Origin of the sequence: Streptococcus sp. 1559 (genome assembly GCF_013276735.1) — a bacterium.
Lineage (GTDB): Bacteria > Bacillota > Bacilli > Lactobacillales > Streptococcaceae > Streptococcus > Streptococcus pseudopneumoniae.
This window is the reverse complement of sequence record NZ_VMLO01000029.1, coordinates 32,044-52,435: the sequence shown is the minus strand read 5'-3', so window position 1 is coordinate 52,435 and position 20,392 is coordinate 32,044. Positions and strand designations below refer to the sequence as shown.

Sequence of the window (20,392 nt, the reverse complement as noted above, 5' to 3'; positions counted from 1 at the left end):
CTTTTCTTGTCCGCTATTTATATCTATTTTTTAATCTAATTCAAAAGAAAGTTGTTCTTGCTTTTCTTTTCCTTTTTCGTGGAATTGTCGTAAGGCCTGATCAATAATATCTAAATCCGTTTCTGTTTCAATCAATGGCGCGAGTACATCGTATTCGGCCTTTTTAGTTTGATAATCCTCTTCCTTTAGAAAATTTTTCTCAATTTCTACCTTAGCAGTAGTCCATTTATCCTTTAATTCATCCAATAAGTTCTGAGTTTTCACTTGGTCATCTTTAATGTGGTCTATCGTATGCTGAAGCCTTTGAATTGTCCCCAAAGGAGAATACAAATCCAAACTGACAGAATACTGATTTTCTCCTACAATCTTAACAGAGAAGGTTTCAGGAAGAGGCTGATTCGTTGGTAGACTAAGCATTTTAATGTCAAATCCTCGATAACTTGCTAGGGTTCGAAATTCTTTGCTGTCAGATTGATTATGACGGATAAGACGGTGTAGGGATTCACCTGCTTCAGCTCGTTGCTCAAAAACTTGTTTACCTATCGTCATAGAAAATGATTGGTCTTTCGACATTTCAGACTGTTGAATGTCGCCTTCATACTTGCTTAATCGTTTCTCAAGAATGGGCATATTTTCTTCACAGTAAGAGATTGTATGACGATAGTGATCCTTGCTGCGTTGAAAGGCGCGTCTTTGATTTTCTAATAGAGTTAGATCATTCTCTAGTTCCATCTTATATTTGAGATAAGGATTACCTGTTGCTAGTGCCTTAAAATCAGAAGCTGTCATAGTCTGTTCATCAATATCTTCCGCAGCACGAATCGGCTCCTTAGAAGTCATAATCTGCTTAATATAACGGAGTTTGTTCTCCTGAGTTGCCCATAGATAATTATCAAACGAACCTTTGGTAATATAGTGGTAAATATCCACTTCCTTGTTTTCATTTCCCTGTCGGATAATACGTCCATTACGTTGCTGAATGTCACTTGGTCTCCACGGTACATCCAGATGGTGAACTGCTTTCATCTTGCTCTGAACATTTAAACCTGTTCCTCCTTTTTCAGTTGAGGCAAGAAGAACCCGAACCTCTCCTGCATTAACCTTTCGAGACAAGCTATTCTTCTTTTCATCACTATTGGCATCATGTACAAAGGCAATTTCCATACTAGGGATTCCTCTATCAACTAATAAAGCCTTAATCTCAGAATAAACATCAAAGCCATTATCTTTTTTCTTAGGTGTGCCAATATCTGAAAAAATCATCTGAGTAGCCTTATTTTCCATTCCCTCACGATAAATTCTTTCAACATTATCCACTACCTGAAGCAGTTTATGATTGTCTGCTAGACTATAACTAGAGTCCAATAAACGCATATCAATAGCTAGTTTCCGCGCCTCACCCGTAATCTTCAACATGTTATCCTGGCTCGGATCAACTGTTCCACATTTGACCATATCTGACCTCATAACTAATTCTTCTAAATAGAGTTTCTGGTTTTCAGTTAACTCACTCTCAATAGGGATAATATGAGCTTCTGGAACAGGTAAATCCAACATATCTTGTGTTTGAATGTCGGCTGTTTCTTTATAGATTTTCATCAACTCAGGTAGATTGACAAACTTTTTAAATCGTTTCTTAGGTTGGTACTTATCCCCTGTAGGAGCTAATTCCATAGAGTTTTGAATTTCTCCAAAAGCACCTACCCAAGAGTCAAAATAATCAACTTGATAGCGTTTTAAGATATCTGGTTGAATGTAGTTCATCATAGTATATAACTCACTAATAGAATTGGAAACAGGTGTTCCTGTCGCAAAGACAATGTTTTTAAAATCATGTTCTTCCTGAATCTGTCGAACCTTCATTTCCATATCCACATTCTTCTTAGACGTTGTATTGGTAATCCCTGCTACATTTCCAAGTCCAGTAATTGGACGTATATTTTTAAAGTGATGTGCTTCATCCACAAAGAGAAAATCAATTCCTAAGTTCTCAAAATCAATAAAACTATCACGATTAAAGCGTTGGAGTTCTTCCAATTGTCTCTCAAGACCACTTATTGATTGCTCTGCTTCTTTAACGGTGTACTTATTTTCAGAATGTGTTTTAATCTCTCGTAGTTCATTGAGTTTGTCCTCGATATAATTCATCTGTCTTTCCTTACTGACAGGGATTTTTTCAAATTGAGAATCCCCAATGACAATGGCATCGTAATCTCCTGTAATGATACGTGACACAAATTGTTTTCTTCTCGCCTTCACAAAATCTTTCTTAGTGGTCACAAAGACTTTTTTAGTAGGGAAAAATTTCATGATTTCTTGGCCAAACTGAGCAGACAAACTAGAGGGCACCACATACAAGGGCTTATGAACCATCCCCAACTCCTTTAATTTAAACCCAGCACCAAGCATGGTCAAGGTCTTTCCTGAACCTACCTCATGAGCTAATAAAGCTCTTTTTTCTTCTACGATTCTTTGAATAGCATTCTCTTGATGAGGACGAAGACTGATGTTTTGTGCCAAGCCATCAATGACTAGATGGCTACCATCATACTCTCGACTAACTGTTCGATTATAAAGACGATTATAGCTTTCCTCAATGACCTGTTGGACTTCTGGATACCGTGAGACAAATTCTTGAAAGAGCTCTTGTAAATGCTGCTCTTTTGCTCTTAGAACAGAGGTTTTTTCCAAATCTGTGATAGTCTTTTTCTTTTCCCCTTCCGTAACAGTCATGGTAATCGTCGGTTGGTTCGAATTAAGTAAATTCTCAAAAATCTTTCTTCCTGTATCATAACGTGACCCACTAACTCCAAGACTACTATCTTTGGCACTTGGATAGCGATAAACAAATGATGTCCTTAAATGAACCTGGCCATCGACAGGATTCACTTCAATGACTTGTTCAACATCTGGCGAAGACAATTCAAATTCACGATTGGTAAAACATTCAAAGGCAAATTTACCATAAACGGATTGAGGAATCCAACGTGACCCTATTTTGAACTCAATATCTGCCAGATGAATCCGTGGAGGGCGAACAGATTCTAACAAATCTAAAGCATGAGACCAGTCAAATTCTTGGTTGTTTTCATCTACTAATAGTTGAACTACTTCTATCTTATTGAGAATATCTCCTGACAAAAACTGGTTCTTAGAAAGATATTTTCTTTCCCCTCTTAAATAACTTTCTGGATCCATTAAAACCTGGTCACCTAACTCATCTAAAATAGCAGCTTGGCTATGTTCGGGATAAATTGATACCATATAGTCTAAATCAACTCCTCTACCATCCGATAAACTGGAGTTTAAGGCATCTAAAGCCGTTGATACTCTTGTAATCTCTCTCTCTGGTCTAACCAATGCTTTCTCAAAGGCTAAAGATTTTTTATATTTTACTTTCTGGTCTTTAGAATCGATGTATTCATCTTCTAAACTTGCTAGTAAAGAATACTTATCGTCACTATCAAATAAGTTCCGATTGACTGAGGCATTCAAGTATCCAAATTGACTTACAAAGCGGTCATAGTTATGATTGAGTTTACTAAGTAACACCTGAAATTCTGTCCGACTATAATCTTGATGACGTTGAATTTCAATTAAGGATTGATAGGTCTCTCTCAAATCAACCATGCCCTTAATGCGACTAATATCCTTATCCGATAAGGGACTTTCATAAAAGACAGTTTTTTTGAACAGTCCCTTATATTTCCCTCTTTTACTCGCTTCTTCTGACTTGTAAACATCTAGTGCTTCCTCTTCTGTCAAATGAAGTTGCACGAATCGGTCTATTTTATGTTCAGACAAAGAACTGTCCCAAGCTTTAAAATCTCCCTTCTCATCTACATAATAACTAATTTCGTCTACTTTTGAACTTTTCCGAATGCCATGCGTATCTCGGTAATAAATTTGATTTCCCTCATATCCAAAAGAATAGAGCGCTAAGTCCTCACGTATACGACTTGGGATCGAATTATCCACTTCTTCTTGGATAAAAACAGGTGCTTTCAAAGAATTGTCAATTTGTTTAGGTGCTTCCACATTCTCGAATGCTTTCATTATATCAGTAGATAATGTTTCTGATTCCCCCTTTACATTGAGGGTTCCTCCATTAAAATTACGTACTTCATATTCACCCAAAACTTGTGTGTTGTATTTCCCATCAAAATAAGGATTGATCCAGACACGCTTATCTTCCTCAAAGGGAATAGAGCCACTAAAGACAAGTTCCTCCTCATTAAGATTCTTTGCTTGAACCTTTTGAAAGAAGAGGAGGTCTGTGGTCACTCGAGTACCTGCAATCTTTTTAAAAGCCGTATCCGGCAAACGAACTCCCCCTAAAAAATGAGTGTTGGTTTTAATCTCTTGTAAGACATTATCTGTTCTCTTATCCATTGTCCCGATAGATGAGATAATCGACACTTGTCCTCCGTCTCTTACTAAATCAAGCGAGTGTTTGACAAAGTAGTCATGAATCATATAAGGTTTATCATAGTTTTTATCAGCAATGCGAAAATTTCCAAATGGTACATTCGTTAAGACTAAATCAAAACTATTATTTTGATAGGGGACTTCTTCAAATCTTCGCACTTCAATATGGACATTTGGATGGAGTTGTTTTGCGATTGCGCCAGTCACACTGTCTAATTCAACCCCATAGAGTTCTGACCTCTCTCGTATACTTCTAGGCATAGCCGCAAAGAAATTCCCAGTCCCCATAGAAGGATCTAATATCCTTCCTCCCTCAAAACCATCATCCAGTAACTTTTGCCAAATCTGGCGAATAATCATTGGGTCTGTATAATAGGCTGTGAGAGAACTTTGTTTCATAGTGGAGTATTCTGATTTACTTACTAAGCTCTTAAGAGTTAAACGTTCTGTTTCATACTTTGGATTGAGTTCATCGAAAAATTCATTGGCAAGACCACCCCAGCCGACATACTTGGCTAGTAGCTCTTGTTCTTCTGACTTCGCTTGTCGTCCCTCTTTTTCTAATCTTTTAACAAGTTCAATTGCGGCGATATTCGTTTCAATTTTTTCTCGATTTGTCTTAGGATAAAAGTCCTCTAAATCATCTGGAAAAACAAAATCTTGAACAGGGACATCCGTCTCTTTTATACCTGAAATTAAAGGTTTTGTTTCCTTATCCTTTTCATTATCTTCTTCCAGATAGGAAAACAAATCTATTTCCTGGCTTTGACTTGATGAATCCATCTCAATCTCTGAATCTTCTTTTTCAAGTTCTACATGAGACAATACTTGTTCAATCTCTTCCAAACTGTTCAAGTATAAGATAGGATTCTCTTCAAATAATTGATTGGAATCATTGAATAGCTCTAGGCGAACTAAGCCATTTAACTGTGCATTTTCAATCGAAACCAACTGAAATACTTGTCCTTTATAACTTACTTGTGAACCAATCGGATATTCCCTCAAAGCTTCTTCTACAATTTTATCTACTTTAGATAGGGAATGAACTTCCACATTTTCTTCTACCTGGTCAATATTATCTAAAGGTAAGACTGCTTCCTCTACTTGCTTAGACTTTTCGCTTCTTGCTTTTACCTCATCAAAATGAGTAATAATCTTTAGTTTTTGTGTCAGTGGGAGTTGTTGGTAGTTGTCTTCATGATGGACAAGATTTGTAACTGTATCTAAAGCAGCCATCAACTCTGAACCCAAATAGGCTAGAACTTCTCCCTCTTTTTCTTCAAAACGAATCTCAAGAACTTCTTTTTTAAGCTCTTTTGAGTCAACCATTAGAAGAAATTCCTCTATATCTCTACTAATGCGGTCAGATAGGTTATTCGCAACCCGATAGACATTGACTAAATTGACATCCTGATTCTGATGAAATACAAGCTCACTTAATGGTGTTAGCTTCTCTTTTTCAGATTGGATATAAAATCGAGTGGAAAGGTTATAGGTTGCGACTTCTAGCACCAAGTTTTTCTCAAAATTACTTAATTGAGATAATTTACTTAGACCTGCTTGTCCAAAATTTCTTGTGTAACTTTCTAAATCTTGGTCATTGTTTTCAGAACTAGCCTCTAGGAAAGAAATAATATCTTGATGAAACGAATAGACATGAGGTATCTCTTCTATCTTGCCATCTTCAGCCAAAAAACTCTCTACCAAGTCTTGCCATTTCTCATCAAAATGTTGCGCTTGATAACGAAGAAATAGGGTCATTTTCTCCCTATCTTTTGGAATTGTTCCACGAAACATAGCCAATAATTGCATTACTTCCATACTTGCTCCTTTCATCTATACGAAAATAGGAGAATCACATGATTCCCCTACAACTCTATCTCCATTTCAACCTCTTGAGGACTGGTTTCTAAATCACTAGACAAAAGAGAAACGGCATCTGTTCTCATGTAGTAAGTATATAAGTCTTCAAGGTCTTGTTCGTTTTCAATCCCTGTTTCAATACTAATAAGAGCCTTTATAAATTCCTTGTAGTGACTCTCCATCATATCTGAAATCTTTTGTTTCATTTCCATAAATACTGAAGATGGTTCAGTTATACTTGTTTGGTCTATGTCTTGTAAATCCTTTTCTAAGGGATTAGTTCCTTCTTCTATTTCCACTAAATCTGAACGACCATCACCATCAGAATCTGCGCTAAGAGGATTGGTTCCTAGCGCTAATTCTTGAGCATCAGTTAGTCCATCTTGATCCGAATCACGTTGATAAATGGCTTCCATATACTTCCTTCTTTCCTAGTTAATCTTTTTTCACTCCAATCCTACCAAATATTCCTTGAAAGAAGTATCACAACAAAAAAGAGAACGAGCCAAAACTGCGTTCTCCTGGAAATGATAAAAATATATTTTATGCCACAAAAGATATGTAAACTAATCTTTTAAATAATAAAAAAGTTCCGACGTTTGTAAATGTTTTGAGTAAATTGAAATTACTTTTTGACCTTTTGGAAATACTGTCTTTCTCTTCAAATCTAATAAAGATTGAGGAACAATTTTCCTTGATGTCTCTTTCAATGTTAATGCTAGTATCTGTTTTCTTGTACGTAAAGCATAATCAAACTCCAAATACAAATAACGTCCTGAACCAGTTAGATGAACATGCTTTCCCAACAACTCCTCAATGGATCCTAAAACTTGTAACTTTTGCATTGTGGTTCCATCTTTTTTTATTTTCAACTCATCAATTATGACATGCCTATTTAAACAATCGTCAAAGAAACTGCCTGCACCTTTTCGGTAATCAACACCACATAGGTGCATGAAATTAGTAGGTGAAAAATGAAGTTCAACACTTTCTATTTCTGTTTCATAATACATGATTTTGCCAACGAAGTGTTCTTTAAAAAAAGAAGCCGCAATTTGTAACTGAGTAAAAAAACGCTGAAGTTTTATTTTTTCGGTGTAATTTGGATTACGATAATCTCTAGAATTTGCCATATTTTCCTCACAAAAAAGGTGGTTTACAGAGTCTGTAAGCCACCTAGTCAGTCGGTTTATTCTGGTGTCTGCCACCGCTTGGCCCTTACGTCCAAGATTGCTATCGGATTTCGTTCTGGTGTCCGCCACCGCTTGGCCCTTATGTCCAAGATTACTATCAGATTGACCATGAGCCGACTACTCATCTACACTATTTATTCTACCTGAAAATGGTTAAAATTTCAAGTGTAAACTCTTCTATTTCGTAGTATAAGCAAAACTGATGGCACTATCTGCTTGAGAGATTTTTCTAAAGGTATAGTTAGGGTTGCCACCATAGTTGGTTTCAGACACAAGGAAAGAACCGTCATCATATACTTTCTCGATAAAAGCCACATGACCGTAGATGGCTGGTGTGCCATGTGTACCTCCCACAAAAGAAACAATGGCACCTGCTCTTGGTGTAGAGCCAGTTTCCCCACCAAGACTTGAAGCTGTCGCAACCCAGTCCTGACCATTTCCCATGGTATTAATGATTGAAATCTTTTCTCCATTTCTACCTTTTAATTTTAAGCCTAACTGGTTCATACGAGCCGCAACCCCCCATGTACATTGTCCATAGGCATAGGCCATACCATCTCCACCACCAGGAACAGAATGCTCATACAAGTCTCCACGAACACCTTCAAGGGATTGCGGGTCACTCTTTGCCTGTCCTCCATTTGTTTGACTAAAGCCTTTTTCAATTTGGTAATACCATTCCGTTGCTCTGGTTTGTCTTTCCAGTAGTTTGTCACCAGAATTTCCCTCCCAATAGGTAAGGAAGAGTTGGGCCAAATTGGCTGCACTGCCCGTATTTCCAAAGAAATCCTTTAACCAACTTTGATAGTAAGGACTATCCCCATGAAGCATAAAATGAAGTTGGAGGTCTAAATCATACCATTTCTTATTTTGGGTGCGTGCATAATTTAACAAGGCTGTATGACGTGTTGACCCATCTACGGTATCTGTCCATTGCCCTAAACCTAGACCTCTATGAAGAATATTAGGATAAGCACCACCATAAATGGCTGGCCCTCCTATCGCTAACCAGTTTTCATCATCCCATGAGGAATCGGTAGCGCCAACTGGAGGTGATAAATAATCTCCCTCAGCTCGTTTAGGATTGATAGAAGACTCTACCGACCAATTTCCTAAAATAGCCGCAATAGCTTGGGGACTTGCTCCTTGAGATTTCAAAAAATCATAAATATGTTTTGCTCGTTCAAACTCATCCCCACCAAACTGACCAATGGCAGGTAAGATAGTTGTCTGAAGTTGAATGACTTTGGGAAAATAAAATTGCGGATTGACATACACCAATTTTTCTTTCTTGTTCTTATACTTTTGATAGGAAACTTTCAAACCTGTATCGTCTGATGTTTCACCAATAATATCACCCGTTAGGACTCTTGTACCCTCAATCGCACGGCCATTATGAATAGAATACAAGGTCAATCGACTCTCATTCTCTCCTTTTCCATTAGTGAGAATTATATTGTCACCATCTAGTGATACGATCCCATCCATTGGTGCGACAATCGTTTGGTGAGCCTTCGCTTCTAGTAGAATGTACTCCTGAAGAGTAGGTTTTCCGTCTAAATCATAGTATCCGTAACGATAAGTCATGGTTAGACTATCTTCGTTGCTTTTCCCCTCAAATGGATTGTCTAATTCCTGCATGGAAGCATACACACCCTCTTCTTTTAGTTCCTTAATTTCCTCTTGATCGTCTTTTGATAGTTTATACTTAGGGGTTTCATAGAGGTCTTGCATGGATTTCAAATCTTCCCCATCGTTTAAATCATGCCACAAAGTAGATAGATAATCCTTGTAAGTTTCTGAACTAAATAAGTGAACTAGTTTGTGTAACTCATAGTCATGGAATTTAAAGTTCATATACCCCATCACATCATCAACTTTTGTGTAATAAGTAATTCCTTTGTCATTTGTGCGAGTATGTTCTGCATCTTCCCAAGTCAGGTGGGTATAAGCTTTTGTTAATTCAAATTCATCTTGTTGAATCAAACTAGCAGATGAAAATCCTAAAAAGAAGCTCATCATAAGTAAGAGAAGAAAAACTATTCCTCCAACTATCCAGGTTGCAGGATTTCCAGCCGCAAATGTAAAGAAGGAAAAGGCTGCTTTTAGTTTTTGATAGATATTTCGGACACTGGTTAGACCTTGTTTCTTTAATTTTCGAAACTGATTTTTAAAGGAACTTGGGTTATCTTTCGCTAGTTTCCATCCTTTTCCAGCCTTAAAATGATGGTATCTCTCTTTTGTGTTGGTCAGTCTTTTCTTGGTAAAACGACCTGTTGCTTGTCCTGTTTTGACACTAGCTTTCCCAAGATTATAAGAAAGCCGACTGTAGCGTTTCCCTTTTCTAATGGTCTCTTGAAGCGTGCGATAGCCTTCTAAATCTTCATTTTCTGAAGCTAACTCCCCACCTTCACGTCCAAGGACATAAAGAAAATTTTTGACTTTCCTACTGACTTTTTTGGACTTATAGGCTTGTTTAGTCGATTTTAGATTCTCTTTTGCGGCCTTGACTTCTTTCTTAGCTTTTAATTCTTCTAAACTCTTCCCTTGAAAGAAAAAATTAGATTTTTGTTTCGATTCCTGACCGTAGAAAAATTTTTGATTGGTTTTTCTTTCTTTACGACTCTCTTTTCTTTCTTCTTTTGTTTCTACCTTGGCTTCTCTAAATTGCTTCTTGGCTATTTTCAATCGTTTCCTAGCATGAGGCAATCGTCTGTCTCTTAATTCTTTACGAGTCAAAAGAGATGGAGGACTATTTTGAAGAATATGATTGTAGTCTTCATTTGCTTGTTTTACTCTCTCCTTTGAAGCTTCTCTCATCTCCTCTAGCTTTTGCTTTATCTCTTTTTTCCATGCTTTATCATCCAGTACAGCGGAATCTTTTTTCTGTTTCCTCACCTCCTTCTTTCCTTTTTTCAAGAATTTTTTCTCATCTTTTAGGCTTCTTCTAAATGCCTTTCGGGCACGTATAATTTCTCTTTTATCCTTCATTTACCTTCCCCTTAATTAGAAGCCATTTTATCAGGATCCGTACTCATGATATCAAACAATTGAGTACCTTGAGGAATCTTATTTTTAAAGGGTACGACAACGGAACCAGCTTTTATCAGTCCTGCCCCTTTTTCTGGATTGACAAGGTATTTTTCGAGTTCTTTTGACAAGCCTAAGAGTTGAACCAGTTCTTCTCGGTCATTTTTTGCTTGCTTGAGGAGAATCATAAATTCACTATTTGCAATAATCCGTCTACCATTTGGATCTAACAATAAGGTTTCGACATTTTGGGTTATCCCAGTCGGACTAGCTCCATATTTTCTGACACGACTCCACAATTTAAAGAAGAAATCACTGGCATATTTATCTAGTAAGAGAAGCTGCATTTCATCAAAATAAATCCAGGTCTTCTTCCCTAATTTTTGATTCCTAACAACACGATTCCATATCTGATCAAAAACCACCATAAGGGCGATTTGTTTCAGCTCATCTCCTAACTTTTTAACATTATAGATTAAGAAATTGGATCCTGTCTGAATATTGGTTTTATGTGAAAAAATATCAAGAGAACCTTCGACATACAGTTCCATATCAAGTGCCAAGTTCTGCGCTTCTTCTTCTGGTTGTTGGCTCAAGACAAAGACCCATTCTTCCAAAGAAGGCTCTTTAAATGACTGATAGGTGAGTCTGGTAACTCGGTCGATAATCGATTTTTCTCTTCCATCCATTTTTCTATCCAATAACTTGCCGATAAAGGATAAAAGAAATTCTGATTTTACCTTTACAGGATCTTCATCCATATTTTCTTCAGACAAGTCAAGGACATTGAGATAGGTTTGGGAATCTGGCGCAATATCAATCATTTCTCCACCAAAAGCCCGTCCAATAACACTGTACTCTGCTTCTGGATCCACAATGATAATTTCAGTATTTTCACCAGATTCTTTGATTTTGGTCGTGATAATTTCATGCTTGGTTGCCATCCCTTTCCCAGCTCCAGATGTCCCTAAAATCAGACCAGACGGTGTATTTAATAGGCTTCGATCAATGGTAATAATATTGCTTGAGATTTGATTGATACCGTAATATTTCCCACTGCGGTCTTGTAAGTCTACTGAAGTCCATGGAGAATTCACTGCTACATTGGACGTTAATAAACTCCGTGATACGCCCTCTAAAAAATCACAACCAAATGGCAGCAAACTATTAAAGGCTGCTTCTTGCATATATGGAAGTTTATCAATCATTAGGTCATTTGAGCCGGCCACTTGTTGGATAGTGTCTAGGGCTTGTTTAAGTTCTTCTTCATCCTGACCAAAGACCCCAATCAAGAAGACCGTTTGAAACAGTTTATCACCTGTCTCAGTCATGGTTTTTAAAAGTTCTTCAACTTCATCGATATTACTTTCTAATACATGGCCTACTTTTTCCAAATAGATACCTGTACGAGCTAGTTTTTGTTGTTCCCCAATCTTTTGGGATTCCATCAAGGTCTTCTTTGTTCGTAGTTTCTTCATCGCATCCGCCTTAGTCGAACTTTGAGCATGAAGGCTTACAATCAATTCCAAATCTCCTTGCATGAGGTCTCGAATAAACTGATCACCTAATTCCATGCCGTAGTCTCTGACATAGACAATCTGTAATAAGCGGTCATTGATTTGTAGGTAATTCTTGTTTTTAAAATCCAAGAGATTAGGCGCTATGAAGTGACGAGTTGTCTGACCAGATCTCGTTAAATCACGGTAAGAAAAAGGAAGATGGTGTTCTCCTCTAAGCATATCGGCCAACAAGTTGACACGCTCTTCTCCAGCCAAGGATTCAAATCGTGCATCAATTTCTGAGAAACCACTCTTGAAATATTCTCCAATTTGAGACAAGGAACGATAAGCTTGTTTGGGATTATAATCCTTTCTACCAAAGCTAATCAGTTTCACAGCTGAAAAATTATTTTCACCACTGTCTAAATTCTGATTCATCATCCGATTCAATTCTTTACGATAGGTATCATATCCATCTTCTTTTTCCTCATACAAAACACTTTGTCTAAACTTTTCTAAATTCAATCTTTTATTAAAGATAGTCAATTGGAAGTTAGTTTGGTCATCTAGTGAGTTAATCAAATCAGAATACTTCTCAATGATTGCCCCCTTGTCTTCTAAACCAACAGTCTGGTAATTGACATCACCAAGTAAATAGCTTTGTGAGAAATAATCTTCTTTCACCTGCATCAGACCATTTTGATACAGGGCTTGATAGGAAAGAGTATTAGCCGTTGATGGTAACACTTCCTCTTTTTTATCTTTAACTTTTTCCTTTTTATTAGTCATTGAAGTTTTTTGTTTCTTTAATGTATTTGATTTTCTTTTCATGTTCAGATCCTTTCTTTCCTGTAATTGTGCGTAGGGGAACCGTTAATTCAAAATGTAGACGGTATTTCAAATAATGTTCAAAATATAAATCATTGGGTTTATAGACTCCAAAAAGCATGAGGGGGATGGTAAAGGCAAACACAAAACCGTAAACAAACCAATCTCCAAATTGCCAGAAAAAGAGGTTCAAGCCCAAAACAATAATTGTGACAATAAAGGCTGGTAAAACAAAGATGATTTGTCTTGTGGTGAAACCTAACCAAGCCCTGTGTTGGTATTTTGAGATGTCTTTAAAGACACGTGTATTCATGACTTTCCTTTCTAAAAAGGCTAAGAAGCAATCACTTCCTAGCCTTTATCTAATTACATACCTAAGATTGAGCGAGCCGTACGTTGAGAACCAACGAGGGCAATAATCAGTAAGATAGCTTGTATTAAACTACCAAACATAATCGCAAGAGATTGCAGGACTCCTGCACCATTTGAAACAGCTATTTTCCCAGCAGATTCAAACAAAGGAACAAGAGAAACAATCAGAAAAATAAGAACCCCTTGTACCGCATAGACCATAATATTTTTTAAATAGCCAATACCAATAGACTTCCACTCATCACTTAAAAATGTTGGAATCGTAAGAGGGGCAAATGGAATCATAAGGTAGAGTTGAATAAATCGAATGGATACCAAAAGATTGACCATGGCTGCACTTACTATCCGAACAAGCCAGATAAGGAGAGCGAAAAAGCCCACAATCATCCGGCCAATAAATCCTGAACCTTTTAATCCAGAGATGGTATCATACTTTGCCCCACCGTGAGCAACAATCGAGGCCACCTGTTCAATGGCGTGACTCGCAATCCCGATGATGGCTTCTACAATAACGGTAGTGTTGGTAATCACGACTGCGACCATGATATAACTAATCAACATCGGCGCTAATGCTTCAAAGGTCATCGCTCCACCTGAGTTAGCAATTTTCTTTGCCATCTTCGAAAATTCTAGGATGAGAACAACAGATAAAATCGCAACTCCAAGAGGCTGCATGACACTTTTGGTGATACTAGACATGTAAGTCCAAACGGTTGGATTGTAGCTAGATAGGGATTTAATCAGATCTACCGTAGATTGTAAATCTACATTAAATCCTTCAAATAAATTTTCAGCTGATATTTTTTCAGATGCAAGGTAAACAAAGGGTGAGACTAAACTAAGATTCATGTCATTGTTTATCCTCCTAAATTGAAATCTGAGTTACAAAGGCTCCAGCAGCCCCGACCATAACTCCACCGACAATTTCAAGAATGGCATTCCGAACACCTGGTCCACCATCTTTAATGTTGGTTGCAAGGTTGACAATCCCCACAACAACGAGAAAGGCACCAACTGCAATCAATCCCTTCTGTAACAAAGACATAGCTTGTGCAAACATAGCACTTGCGTCTACTCCATAAACAAAACCTTTAAAATGCGTAATCATCTATTTCCTCTTTTCTATTTTTATTTTAAACTAGATTCAAAAGTTAAATCACGAATTCTAAGGCCTTCAAGATGATTTTCTTGTCTTTGATTCAAAGGATTGATTTGATAGTTCCACCACCGTTCATCGCTTTCTTGATTGGCTAGGTATTTCCAGTTTGGATGCTTGATGGAATTATACTTTTTGCTTTTAAAGACAGGCATATTGGCAATTCGGACCAAGCATTCATGCCGTTTCATATTTCCGACTTCATCGGGTGTCATTAAATCACGAGCAATCTTTTGATGAGAAAGGGATCCTGAACCTGTCTGGCCAAAGGAACGACTAGTATTTCGAACATCAATGGTTTGTTTACCGAGTAATCCACTCATAAATTTAAAGGTATCTTCATCATTACCACCTAAGTAGACTAAGCTATCACAGTTCCCAAGAATGGTTTTCCAAGCTTCTTTTTCTTTATAGAGCCCTTGAAGTTGGGCAATATTTTGAAGAATAGGAACGAGACTCATATTACGAGAACGAACTGTTGAGGTTTGTTCAGCAAAATCTGGAATTTCTCCGATATTTGCGAACTCATCTAAATAGACTCTCACATGAAGAGGCAATTGACCCTTAAAATCAATATCTGCTTGTCTTGTTAGGGTTTGAAATACGGTTGAAAAAAAGAGGGCTGAAAGAAAGCGAAAGGTACTATCGTTATCTGGGATAACTAAGTAAACCATTGATTTTTCCTTGCCCCATGTCTTCATATCAAGGGTATCTCTTTTGGTCAAATCCATGACACTTTGAATATTGAAGAGGGCAAATTTAGCAGTAGTTACAGCTATAACAGAATCCAGAGTCTTATCCTTATAATTTTGAAAATCTGCCCAATTTCGCATGGTAAAATTTTCAGTTCCATACTTTTTAGCATAATTTTCAAATAGAATTTCTAAGACACTTTTTTCTTGATTTTCACCCTTGGATAAGTGTTTAATGAGTTTTGAGATTTCAGCAAAACTTGGATAACGCCCTCGTTTTTTTCGCTCTTCCACTTCTTTTTTTTGACGTTTCAACAAGTTTTGGTATTCCTTTTGACTTAAACGACTCTCTTCAATGAGCTGTTCTCTTGTTTTGGGTGGATTATAGAAATCGACCAAGTAGGAGGCTAAAGCTCGTACCAAAGTCATAGAAGCTTCATCCCAAAATGGGTCACTTCGGGAGCCAGAGCCTTTGGTGTTATTAAAATAAACCGTCAGCATGCGATTCAAATCATTTTCTGTCTCTATATAGCGAAAAGGATTGAAGCCATCTGAGTTCATCATATTGACTAAATCTAGCACCTTTACTTGGTAGCCATGTTCCAAAAAGAGTCTTCCTGTTTTCTCAGCTAAGTGATCTTTAGGATCCACGACAATATTGGAACTATTCATCTGAATCAGATTGGGTTTTACAAAGCGAAATGTCTTTCCACTTCCTGAACCTCCGATCACCGCAATATTCTTATTTCTATCATATTGGGGTGATTTTTTATCTAATAATGTCAAACGAACATCTTGGGCTAAGATCGTATCATGAGAAAATTCCTTACCGTAAAAGAGCTTCTTTTCTTTTAGAGTTCCAAAACGGGCGCTCCCGTATTCTACCCCTTCTCGGTATTGTTTTTTACCAGTCTCTAGATAGAGATAAACCAGCAACATCATCACAAAACCTAGTAGAAAAAAAGCACTTGATTTTCCAGTAAAGGAAACATTCCATGGCGACTGAAGAACTTCATCTTGACCTTCCATCAGAAGATGAGTCCATTTATCTAAGCTATTTCCAGTATAGGAATCATACAAAAGCGTCAAACGATGAAAAAGATAGCCTAGTAAGATACCTAACAGTGAGAATAGTAGGAATTTCTTTCCACTGTACATCATCTCACCATCTCTTTCTGTTTGACGGCTCCTTCTTGTCTAAAGGTAATTTTGGATTTAGCCTCATCAATTGCATCGTCTAATGACTTATCCATGGTAAAATCAGCTAATTTCTCCGGATCATTAACCATTTTTTCTAACAGATGGTCTAAATGATTGTCTAGAATCGAACGGTCTTTCGTGTAGAAATGTAGAGAATCCCCTTGCCAAGCGATGGCTAAAGGAATCTCTTCTTTTTCTAAAAAAGCTTTAAATTTCTCTATATCAATTGGTTTGTCTAAAAAATCTTTTTTCAGATTAATCGTATCAATCGAATAAGGAGATTGTAGCAATTCTTCTAATTTCTGTACCCCTATCTTATAGGCGGAATCCTGTGCTAAAGCCTGACGTCTAGACCATTCTAGAATTTTTAAAAGACTTTTTACAGTAAATAAAAGACTACGCTCTGCATATTGAACTGCCATTCGTTCCTGTTGTTCAGAGGACATCCGAGGCCTCCTTCTTCACAAATAGTAGCTTTCCTTCTTTATAACGATAAGCTATCAATTTCTGACGTTGCTTAATCGACTTGACAACCTGCAGTAGATCTCTCGAATAAGGTTCTCTAAGAGTAACTTCTACTGCCTTCCCATCAAAGATACCAACACGTTTAAATTCAATGTAGTCTTTTTTGAGATGTCCTAAGCCCATACCAAAAGGAAAGTGATGAATCAATTGGATGGTAAAACCACCTTTATTTCCCATTTGTTTCAAATCATACAAGTTTACTACCTTCATGATTAACTCCTTTATCTAGTTTGTCGCATCGTTTGAGTCTGGTAACGATAAACTCCGTGTCTGTTAGAAAATTCTCACACACGTCTTGTGCCAGTTGCCCTTCACAGGGAAATACTCTCAGTCCCTACTTACACAGGCACGCTAATCAAGACGGAGTGGATTCAATTTTCAAAGAACAGGTAGCTTTATTATAGATAAGAGTAGTTGAAATTTTTATCACATTTTTTATTTTTCTGTCGAGCTAAATTCATATTAATCAAAGAGTTTGAAATAAAAGACTAACATTGTTACATAACGTTAGCATTTCATTTCCCTAAAATAAGCTAATTTGGTCTAAAAAAGCAACAAACTATAAACTAGTAGGTTCCACACCAAATGCAGCCCCATACTGCCCCATAAGTCCGATTTATAGCGCACCATCCCTAAAAACATTCCCAATGAAACATATAAACACCAAGCTAGAATGGTTCCTGGATGATGTACTAAGGCAAATAAAACACTTGTCAAAGCAACTCGAATATCTAATTTTCTGACCAAGTTCCATAAAATTTCTCGATACAAAAATTCTTCAACCATACTCGCATTGATTAAGAACAATAAAAATGAAAACCAAGGAACTTGATGTTGAAGTCCAATTAAGTTTGCTTGATTCGTGCTTCCTTGAGCATGAATCAGACTAAAACATAGACTTATAATCAGTAGGCTAACGAATCCAATACCAAGCCATTTTATCCTAGTTTTCATATTGACCTTGGCCACTTGTTTACGTTGACCATACATCCATAAAAAAGAAATGAGCGACCCACCATAGAGAATCTGTAGTATAGTTAACTCACCGATACAAAGCAATTTCAGTAAGTATAGGGATAGTAATAGGACATTTACTTGTTGGAATATATAAACTGGAATGATTCTTTTCATAGTTACCTCCGAAATAAATCTTCATAATCTAAATCTAATACCTGCACAATCCTTTCTACCCATGGACTTTGAGGCATTCGTTGTTCCATCTTATAGTGACGAATCTTTTGATACAAACGATTCAATTCACTTGGATAGTGAAACTCTCCCGCAAACATTTTTCTGGTTAACTCAATCCAGCTGATATTTCTTTCAGCCAAAATAATGGACAAGTTCTCCCAAAATCGTTCAGCCATATTGCTTCTCCTTTAGTTAGATAAATAATGTGTTTGTGCCATGTAAATCAATTGTTTCGTATCTCTTGGCAATAAAGCTCTAGCTTCCTCCAAATTTAGATTTGGATAAACTCGCTTATTTGAAACCGCAAGAGGAAGTCTGATGGTTAGTTCAGGATTTTTTAATATCATTTCAATGAAATCCGTTAATCTTAAATTGTCACGGTTCTTAAATCGTAATAAATTGGGAGATAAAAACTCAAAACAATCTGAAGAATAGCTCATCATCTCAATTAATTTATCCCTTGTCATTTCAGAAATCGAATGACAGGATACCTCAATGCCATAGTTTTGGAAGAATTCTAAAAGAAGTTGATTTCTTTGGCTATTTTTACTTAGATAGAGATCAATCATGGGAGACCTCCCAAAGATTCGGTTCCATTTGATATTCTGAGACGATTAAGGAATCTAATAAATTGGAGAAGTTAATTGATTTCTTGTCTTCATCATAAGCTTTTACAGTTACTTGGGTTGTAAGTATTCCCTCTTTTCCCTCGGCTCGATAGCCTTGCCCATATAAAACAAAAACAAGATTATGATTATCATCTATAAAGGCATCAGCTCCATTCTTTATATCCTGACTTTCAAGGAATTCCATAATGTTTTGAAGATAGGATTCATAAAATAAGGGGTAATTGTGTTTTTTATGGTAATAATCTAAAAATTTCACTTCAAACTCACATGGATAATTGGGCATCAAAAATATTTGTTCATCCAACTGCATCATTTCTGCATCATGTAATTCTGTTTCTAATTCATCACAATATAGTATTGACTCTTTATTTAACGCTTTCATCTTTTTCCTCTATTTCTTTTAATTTCTTTGCGATTGCGGCAATCACAGGTACGGTTACACTATTACCAGCTTGTTTATAGAGCTGACTATTACTAGAGACTTTTCTAGCAGCTTCAAAAGCCCAATCAGGAAATCCCTGCAGGCGGAAACACTCTTTAGGGGTGATTCGTCGTATTCTCAAACGGTAAAATTGTCCATCTATTAAGACACCGGCTACATGGTAAACTTGTTTATCTTCTCCTTCATAGCTAGCCACTACTACTCCCATTTGACCACTAGTTGTCAAAGTATTAGCTATACCTTTTCCAACTCTACCACGCCGATACTGAGAACTCGGTCTTTCTAAATTGATTGAATCTCCTATTTCCGCTTGAGTATATCCTTTTTTCGTTGCCTCTCGGACTTTTAGAAATTGGATTGGTTCTGGAATCAGTATTTTGGGGATTTTATCTCCACCTTGCATCGTAGTCAGTGTTGGAGATAGCCCCTCACTTCCATAGACGCGACCAGTTTCCTTAAAGCTAGTTGGTAAATCTCCAACAACGACAATACCATGGCGATCCTGAGTATTTAAAGTAAACATTGGCTCTTGATTATCCTTGAAACGTCTACCATTTTGTCTTTTTTCTAATCTGTCTGGTGTCATACAAGGAATCGCAACTTTAAATCCTTCTCCTTTTCCACGAACTAAGGTTGGAGCAAGACCTTCTGAATAATATACTTTACCACTCATTCCACTTCTTGATGGATTCAAATTTCCTAGTGCTTTCAAAGTCTCAGAGTTAGTTGCTTGACCTTCTCGTCTGAAAGGAAATAAGAGTCTGGTACCTTTCTTTCTAGAATGTCCGATAATAAACACCCTCTCTCTGTTTTGGGGAACGCCAAAATCCTTACTGTTAAGCACCTGCCACTCAACATCAAACCCCAACTCATCAAGTGTGGTAAGGATTGTGGTGAACGTCCGTCCCTTATCGTGATTGAGTAGGCCTTTAACATTTTCAAGAAAAAGAAAACGTGGTTGGATTTGTTTGGTCGCTCGAGCAATTTCAAAGAACAAAGTTCCTCTAGTATCTTCAAATCCCAATCGTCTTCCTGCGATTGAAAATGCTTGACAAGGGAATCCCCCACAGATGACATCGACTTTCCCTCTAAGTTTTTTAAATTCGTCATCTGAAACATCTCGTATGTCATGAAATTCTATTTCTCCTTCCGTTTGAAAAATGGACTTATAAGATTTCCTAGCAAATTTATCAATCTCACAAAATCCAATACACTCGTGTCCAACACTTTCCATTCCTAGTCGAAAACCACCGATACCTGAAAATAAATCAATAAATTTCATTTCTTTATCACCCCTTTCTGATCGACTATCAATGTCCAAATAGTCACACCACTTGAAATGAC

At 37.0% G+C, this 20,392-nt stretch carries 17 protein-coding genes; 1 reads left to right on the top strand and 16 read right to left on the bottom strand.

The window, feature by feature from the left end; translation table 11 throughout:
* Positions 1–30 precede the first annotated feature (30 nt).
* The 3 genes from HT688_RS04880 to HT688_RS04870 all read right to left on the bottom strand — a co-directional run bounded on the left by HT688_RS04880 (position 31) and on the right by HT688_RS04870 (position 7,424).
* A complete protein-coding gene (locus tag HT688_RS04880; protein WP_172923604.1) occupies positions 31–6,249 on the bottom strand; it encodes a helicase-like domain-containing protein in 6,219 nt (2,072 codons plus the stop codon).
* Between the two features lie 47 nt (positions 6,250–6,296).
* Positions 6,297–6,707, bottom strand: a complete 411-nt coding sequence (locus tag HT688_RS04875; protein ID WP_172923603.1) for a thrombospondin type 3 repeat-containing protein — start codon at positions 6,705–6,707, stop codon at positions 6,297–6,299.
* 150 nt (positions 6,708–6,857) lie between these two features.
* Complete coding sequence (locus tag HT688_RS04870; protein ID WP_000013900.1) at positions 6,858–7,424, bottom strand: PBECR4 domain-containing protein; 567 nt, start codon at positions 7,422–7,424, stop codon at positions 6,858–6,860.
* Positions 7,425–7,442: 18 nt separating this feature from the next.
* Between HT688_RS04870 and HT688_RS04865 the strand changes: the two genes are divergently transcribed.
* On the top strand, positions 7,443–7,631 hold the full coding sequence (locus HT688_RS04865) for a hypothetical protein (protein ID WP_001860875.1): 189 nt from the start codon (positions 7,443–7,445) through the stop codon (positions 7,629–7,631).
* Between the two features lie 30 nt (positions 7,632–7,661).
* On the opposite strand, the gene HT688_RS04860 is transcribed toward HT688_RS04865, so the two are convergent.
* From HT688_RS04860 to dcm, 13 genes are all read right to left on the bottom strand, one after another.
* Positions 7,662–10,475, bottom strand: a complete 2,814-nt coding sequence (locus HT688_RS04860; RefSeq protein WP_172923602.1) for a phage tail tip lysozyme — start codon at positions 10,473–10,475, stop codon at positions 7,662–7,664.
* An 11-nt stretch (positions 10,476–10,486) separates the two neighbouring features.
* Positions 10,487–12,844 (bottom strand): VirB4-like conjugal transfer ATPase, CD1110 family, encoded by a 2,358-nt coding sequence (locus tag HT688_RS04855; protein ID WP_172923601.1) that lies wholly within the window; start codon positions 12,842–12,844, stop codon positions 10,487–10,489.
* Positions 12,795–13,154 carry a PrgI family protein gene (locus HT688_RS04850; RefSeq protein WP_001097591.1) on the bottom strand — a complete coding sequence of 120 codons (360 nt, stop codon included), beginning with the start codon at positions 13,152–13,154 and terminating at the stop codon, positions 12,795–12,797. The genes HT688_RS04855 and HT688_RS04850 overlap by 50 nt, the downstream gene beginning before the upstream one ends.
* A 53-nt stretch (positions 13,155–13,207) precedes the next feature.
* A complete protein-coding gene (locus tag HT688_RS04845; RefSeq protein WP_001054256.1) occupies positions 13,208–14,062 on the bottom strand; it encodes a VirB6/TrbL-like conjugal transfer protein, CD1112 family in 855 nt (284 codons plus the stop codon).
* A gap of 16 nt (positions 14,063–14,078) precedes the next feature.
* On the bottom strand, positions 14,079–14,321 hold the full coding sequence (locus HT688_RS04840) for a hypothetical protein (protein ID WP_000627865.1): 243 nt from the start codon (positions 14,319–14,321) through the stop codon (positions 14,079–14,081).
* A 20-nt stretch (positions 14,322–14,341) separates the two neighbouring features.
* Positions 14,342–16,219 carry a VirD4-like conjugal transfer protein, CD1115 family gene (locus tag HT688_RS04835; RefSeq protein WP_172923626.1) on the bottom strand — a complete coding sequence of 626 codons (1,878 nt, stop codon included), beginning with the start codon at positions 16,217–16,219 and terminating at the stop codon, positions 14,342–14,344.
* Positions 16,219–16,707, bottom strand: a complete 489-nt coding sequence (locus tag HT688_RS04830; protein WP_049478754.1) for a hypothetical protein — start codon at positions 16,705–16,707, stop codon at positions 16,219–16,221. The genes HT688_RS04835 and HT688_RS04830 overlap by 1 nt, the downstream gene beginning before the upstream one ends.
* Positions 16,697–16,996 (bottom strand): hypothetical protein, encoded by a 300-nt coding sequence (locus tag HT688_RS04825; protein ID WP_172923600.1) that lies wholly within the window; start codon positions 16,994–16,996, stop codon positions 16,697–16,699. The genes HT688_RS04830 and HT688_RS04825 overlap by 11 nt, the downstream gene beginning before the upstream one ends.
* Positions 16,997–17,329: 333 nt before the next feature.
* Positions 17,330–17,917 (bottom strand): CPBP family intramembrane glutamic endopeptidase, encoded by a 588-nt coding sequence (locus HT688_RS04820; protein ID WP_172923599.1) that lies wholly within the window; start codon positions 17,915–17,917, stop codon positions 17,330–17,332.
* Between the two features lie 2 nt (positions 17,918–17,919).
* A complete protein-coding gene (locus HT688_RS04815) occupies positions 17,920–18,153 on the bottom strand; it encodes a hypothetical protein (RefSeq protein WP_000840776.1) in 234 nt (77 codons plus the stop codon).
* Between the two features lie 12 nt (positions 18,154–18,165).
* Positions 18,166–18,546, bottom strand: a complete 381-nt coding sequence (locus tag HT688_RS04810) for a thioredoxin domain-containing protein (RefSeq protein ID WP_005589856.1) — start codon at positions 18,544–18,546, stop codon at positions 18,166–18,168.
* Complete coding sequence (locus HT688_RS04805; RefSeq protein WP_050198646.1) at positions 18,539–18,988, bottom strand: hypothetical protein; 450 nt, start codon at positions 18,986–18,988, stop codon at positions 18,539–18,541. Before HT688_RS04805 ends, HT688_RS04810 begins: the two co-directional genes overlap by 8 nt.
* Positions 18,972–20,330 (bottom strand): DNA (cytosine-5-)-methyltransferase, encoded by a 1,359-nt coding sequence (gene dcm / locus HT688_RS04800; RefSeq protein WP_172923598.1) that lies wholly within the window; start codon positions 20,328–20,330, stop codon positions 18,972–18,974. Before dcm ends, HT688_RS04805 begins: the two co-directional genes overlap by 17 nt.
* Positions 20,331–20,392 lie beyond the last annotated feature (62 nt).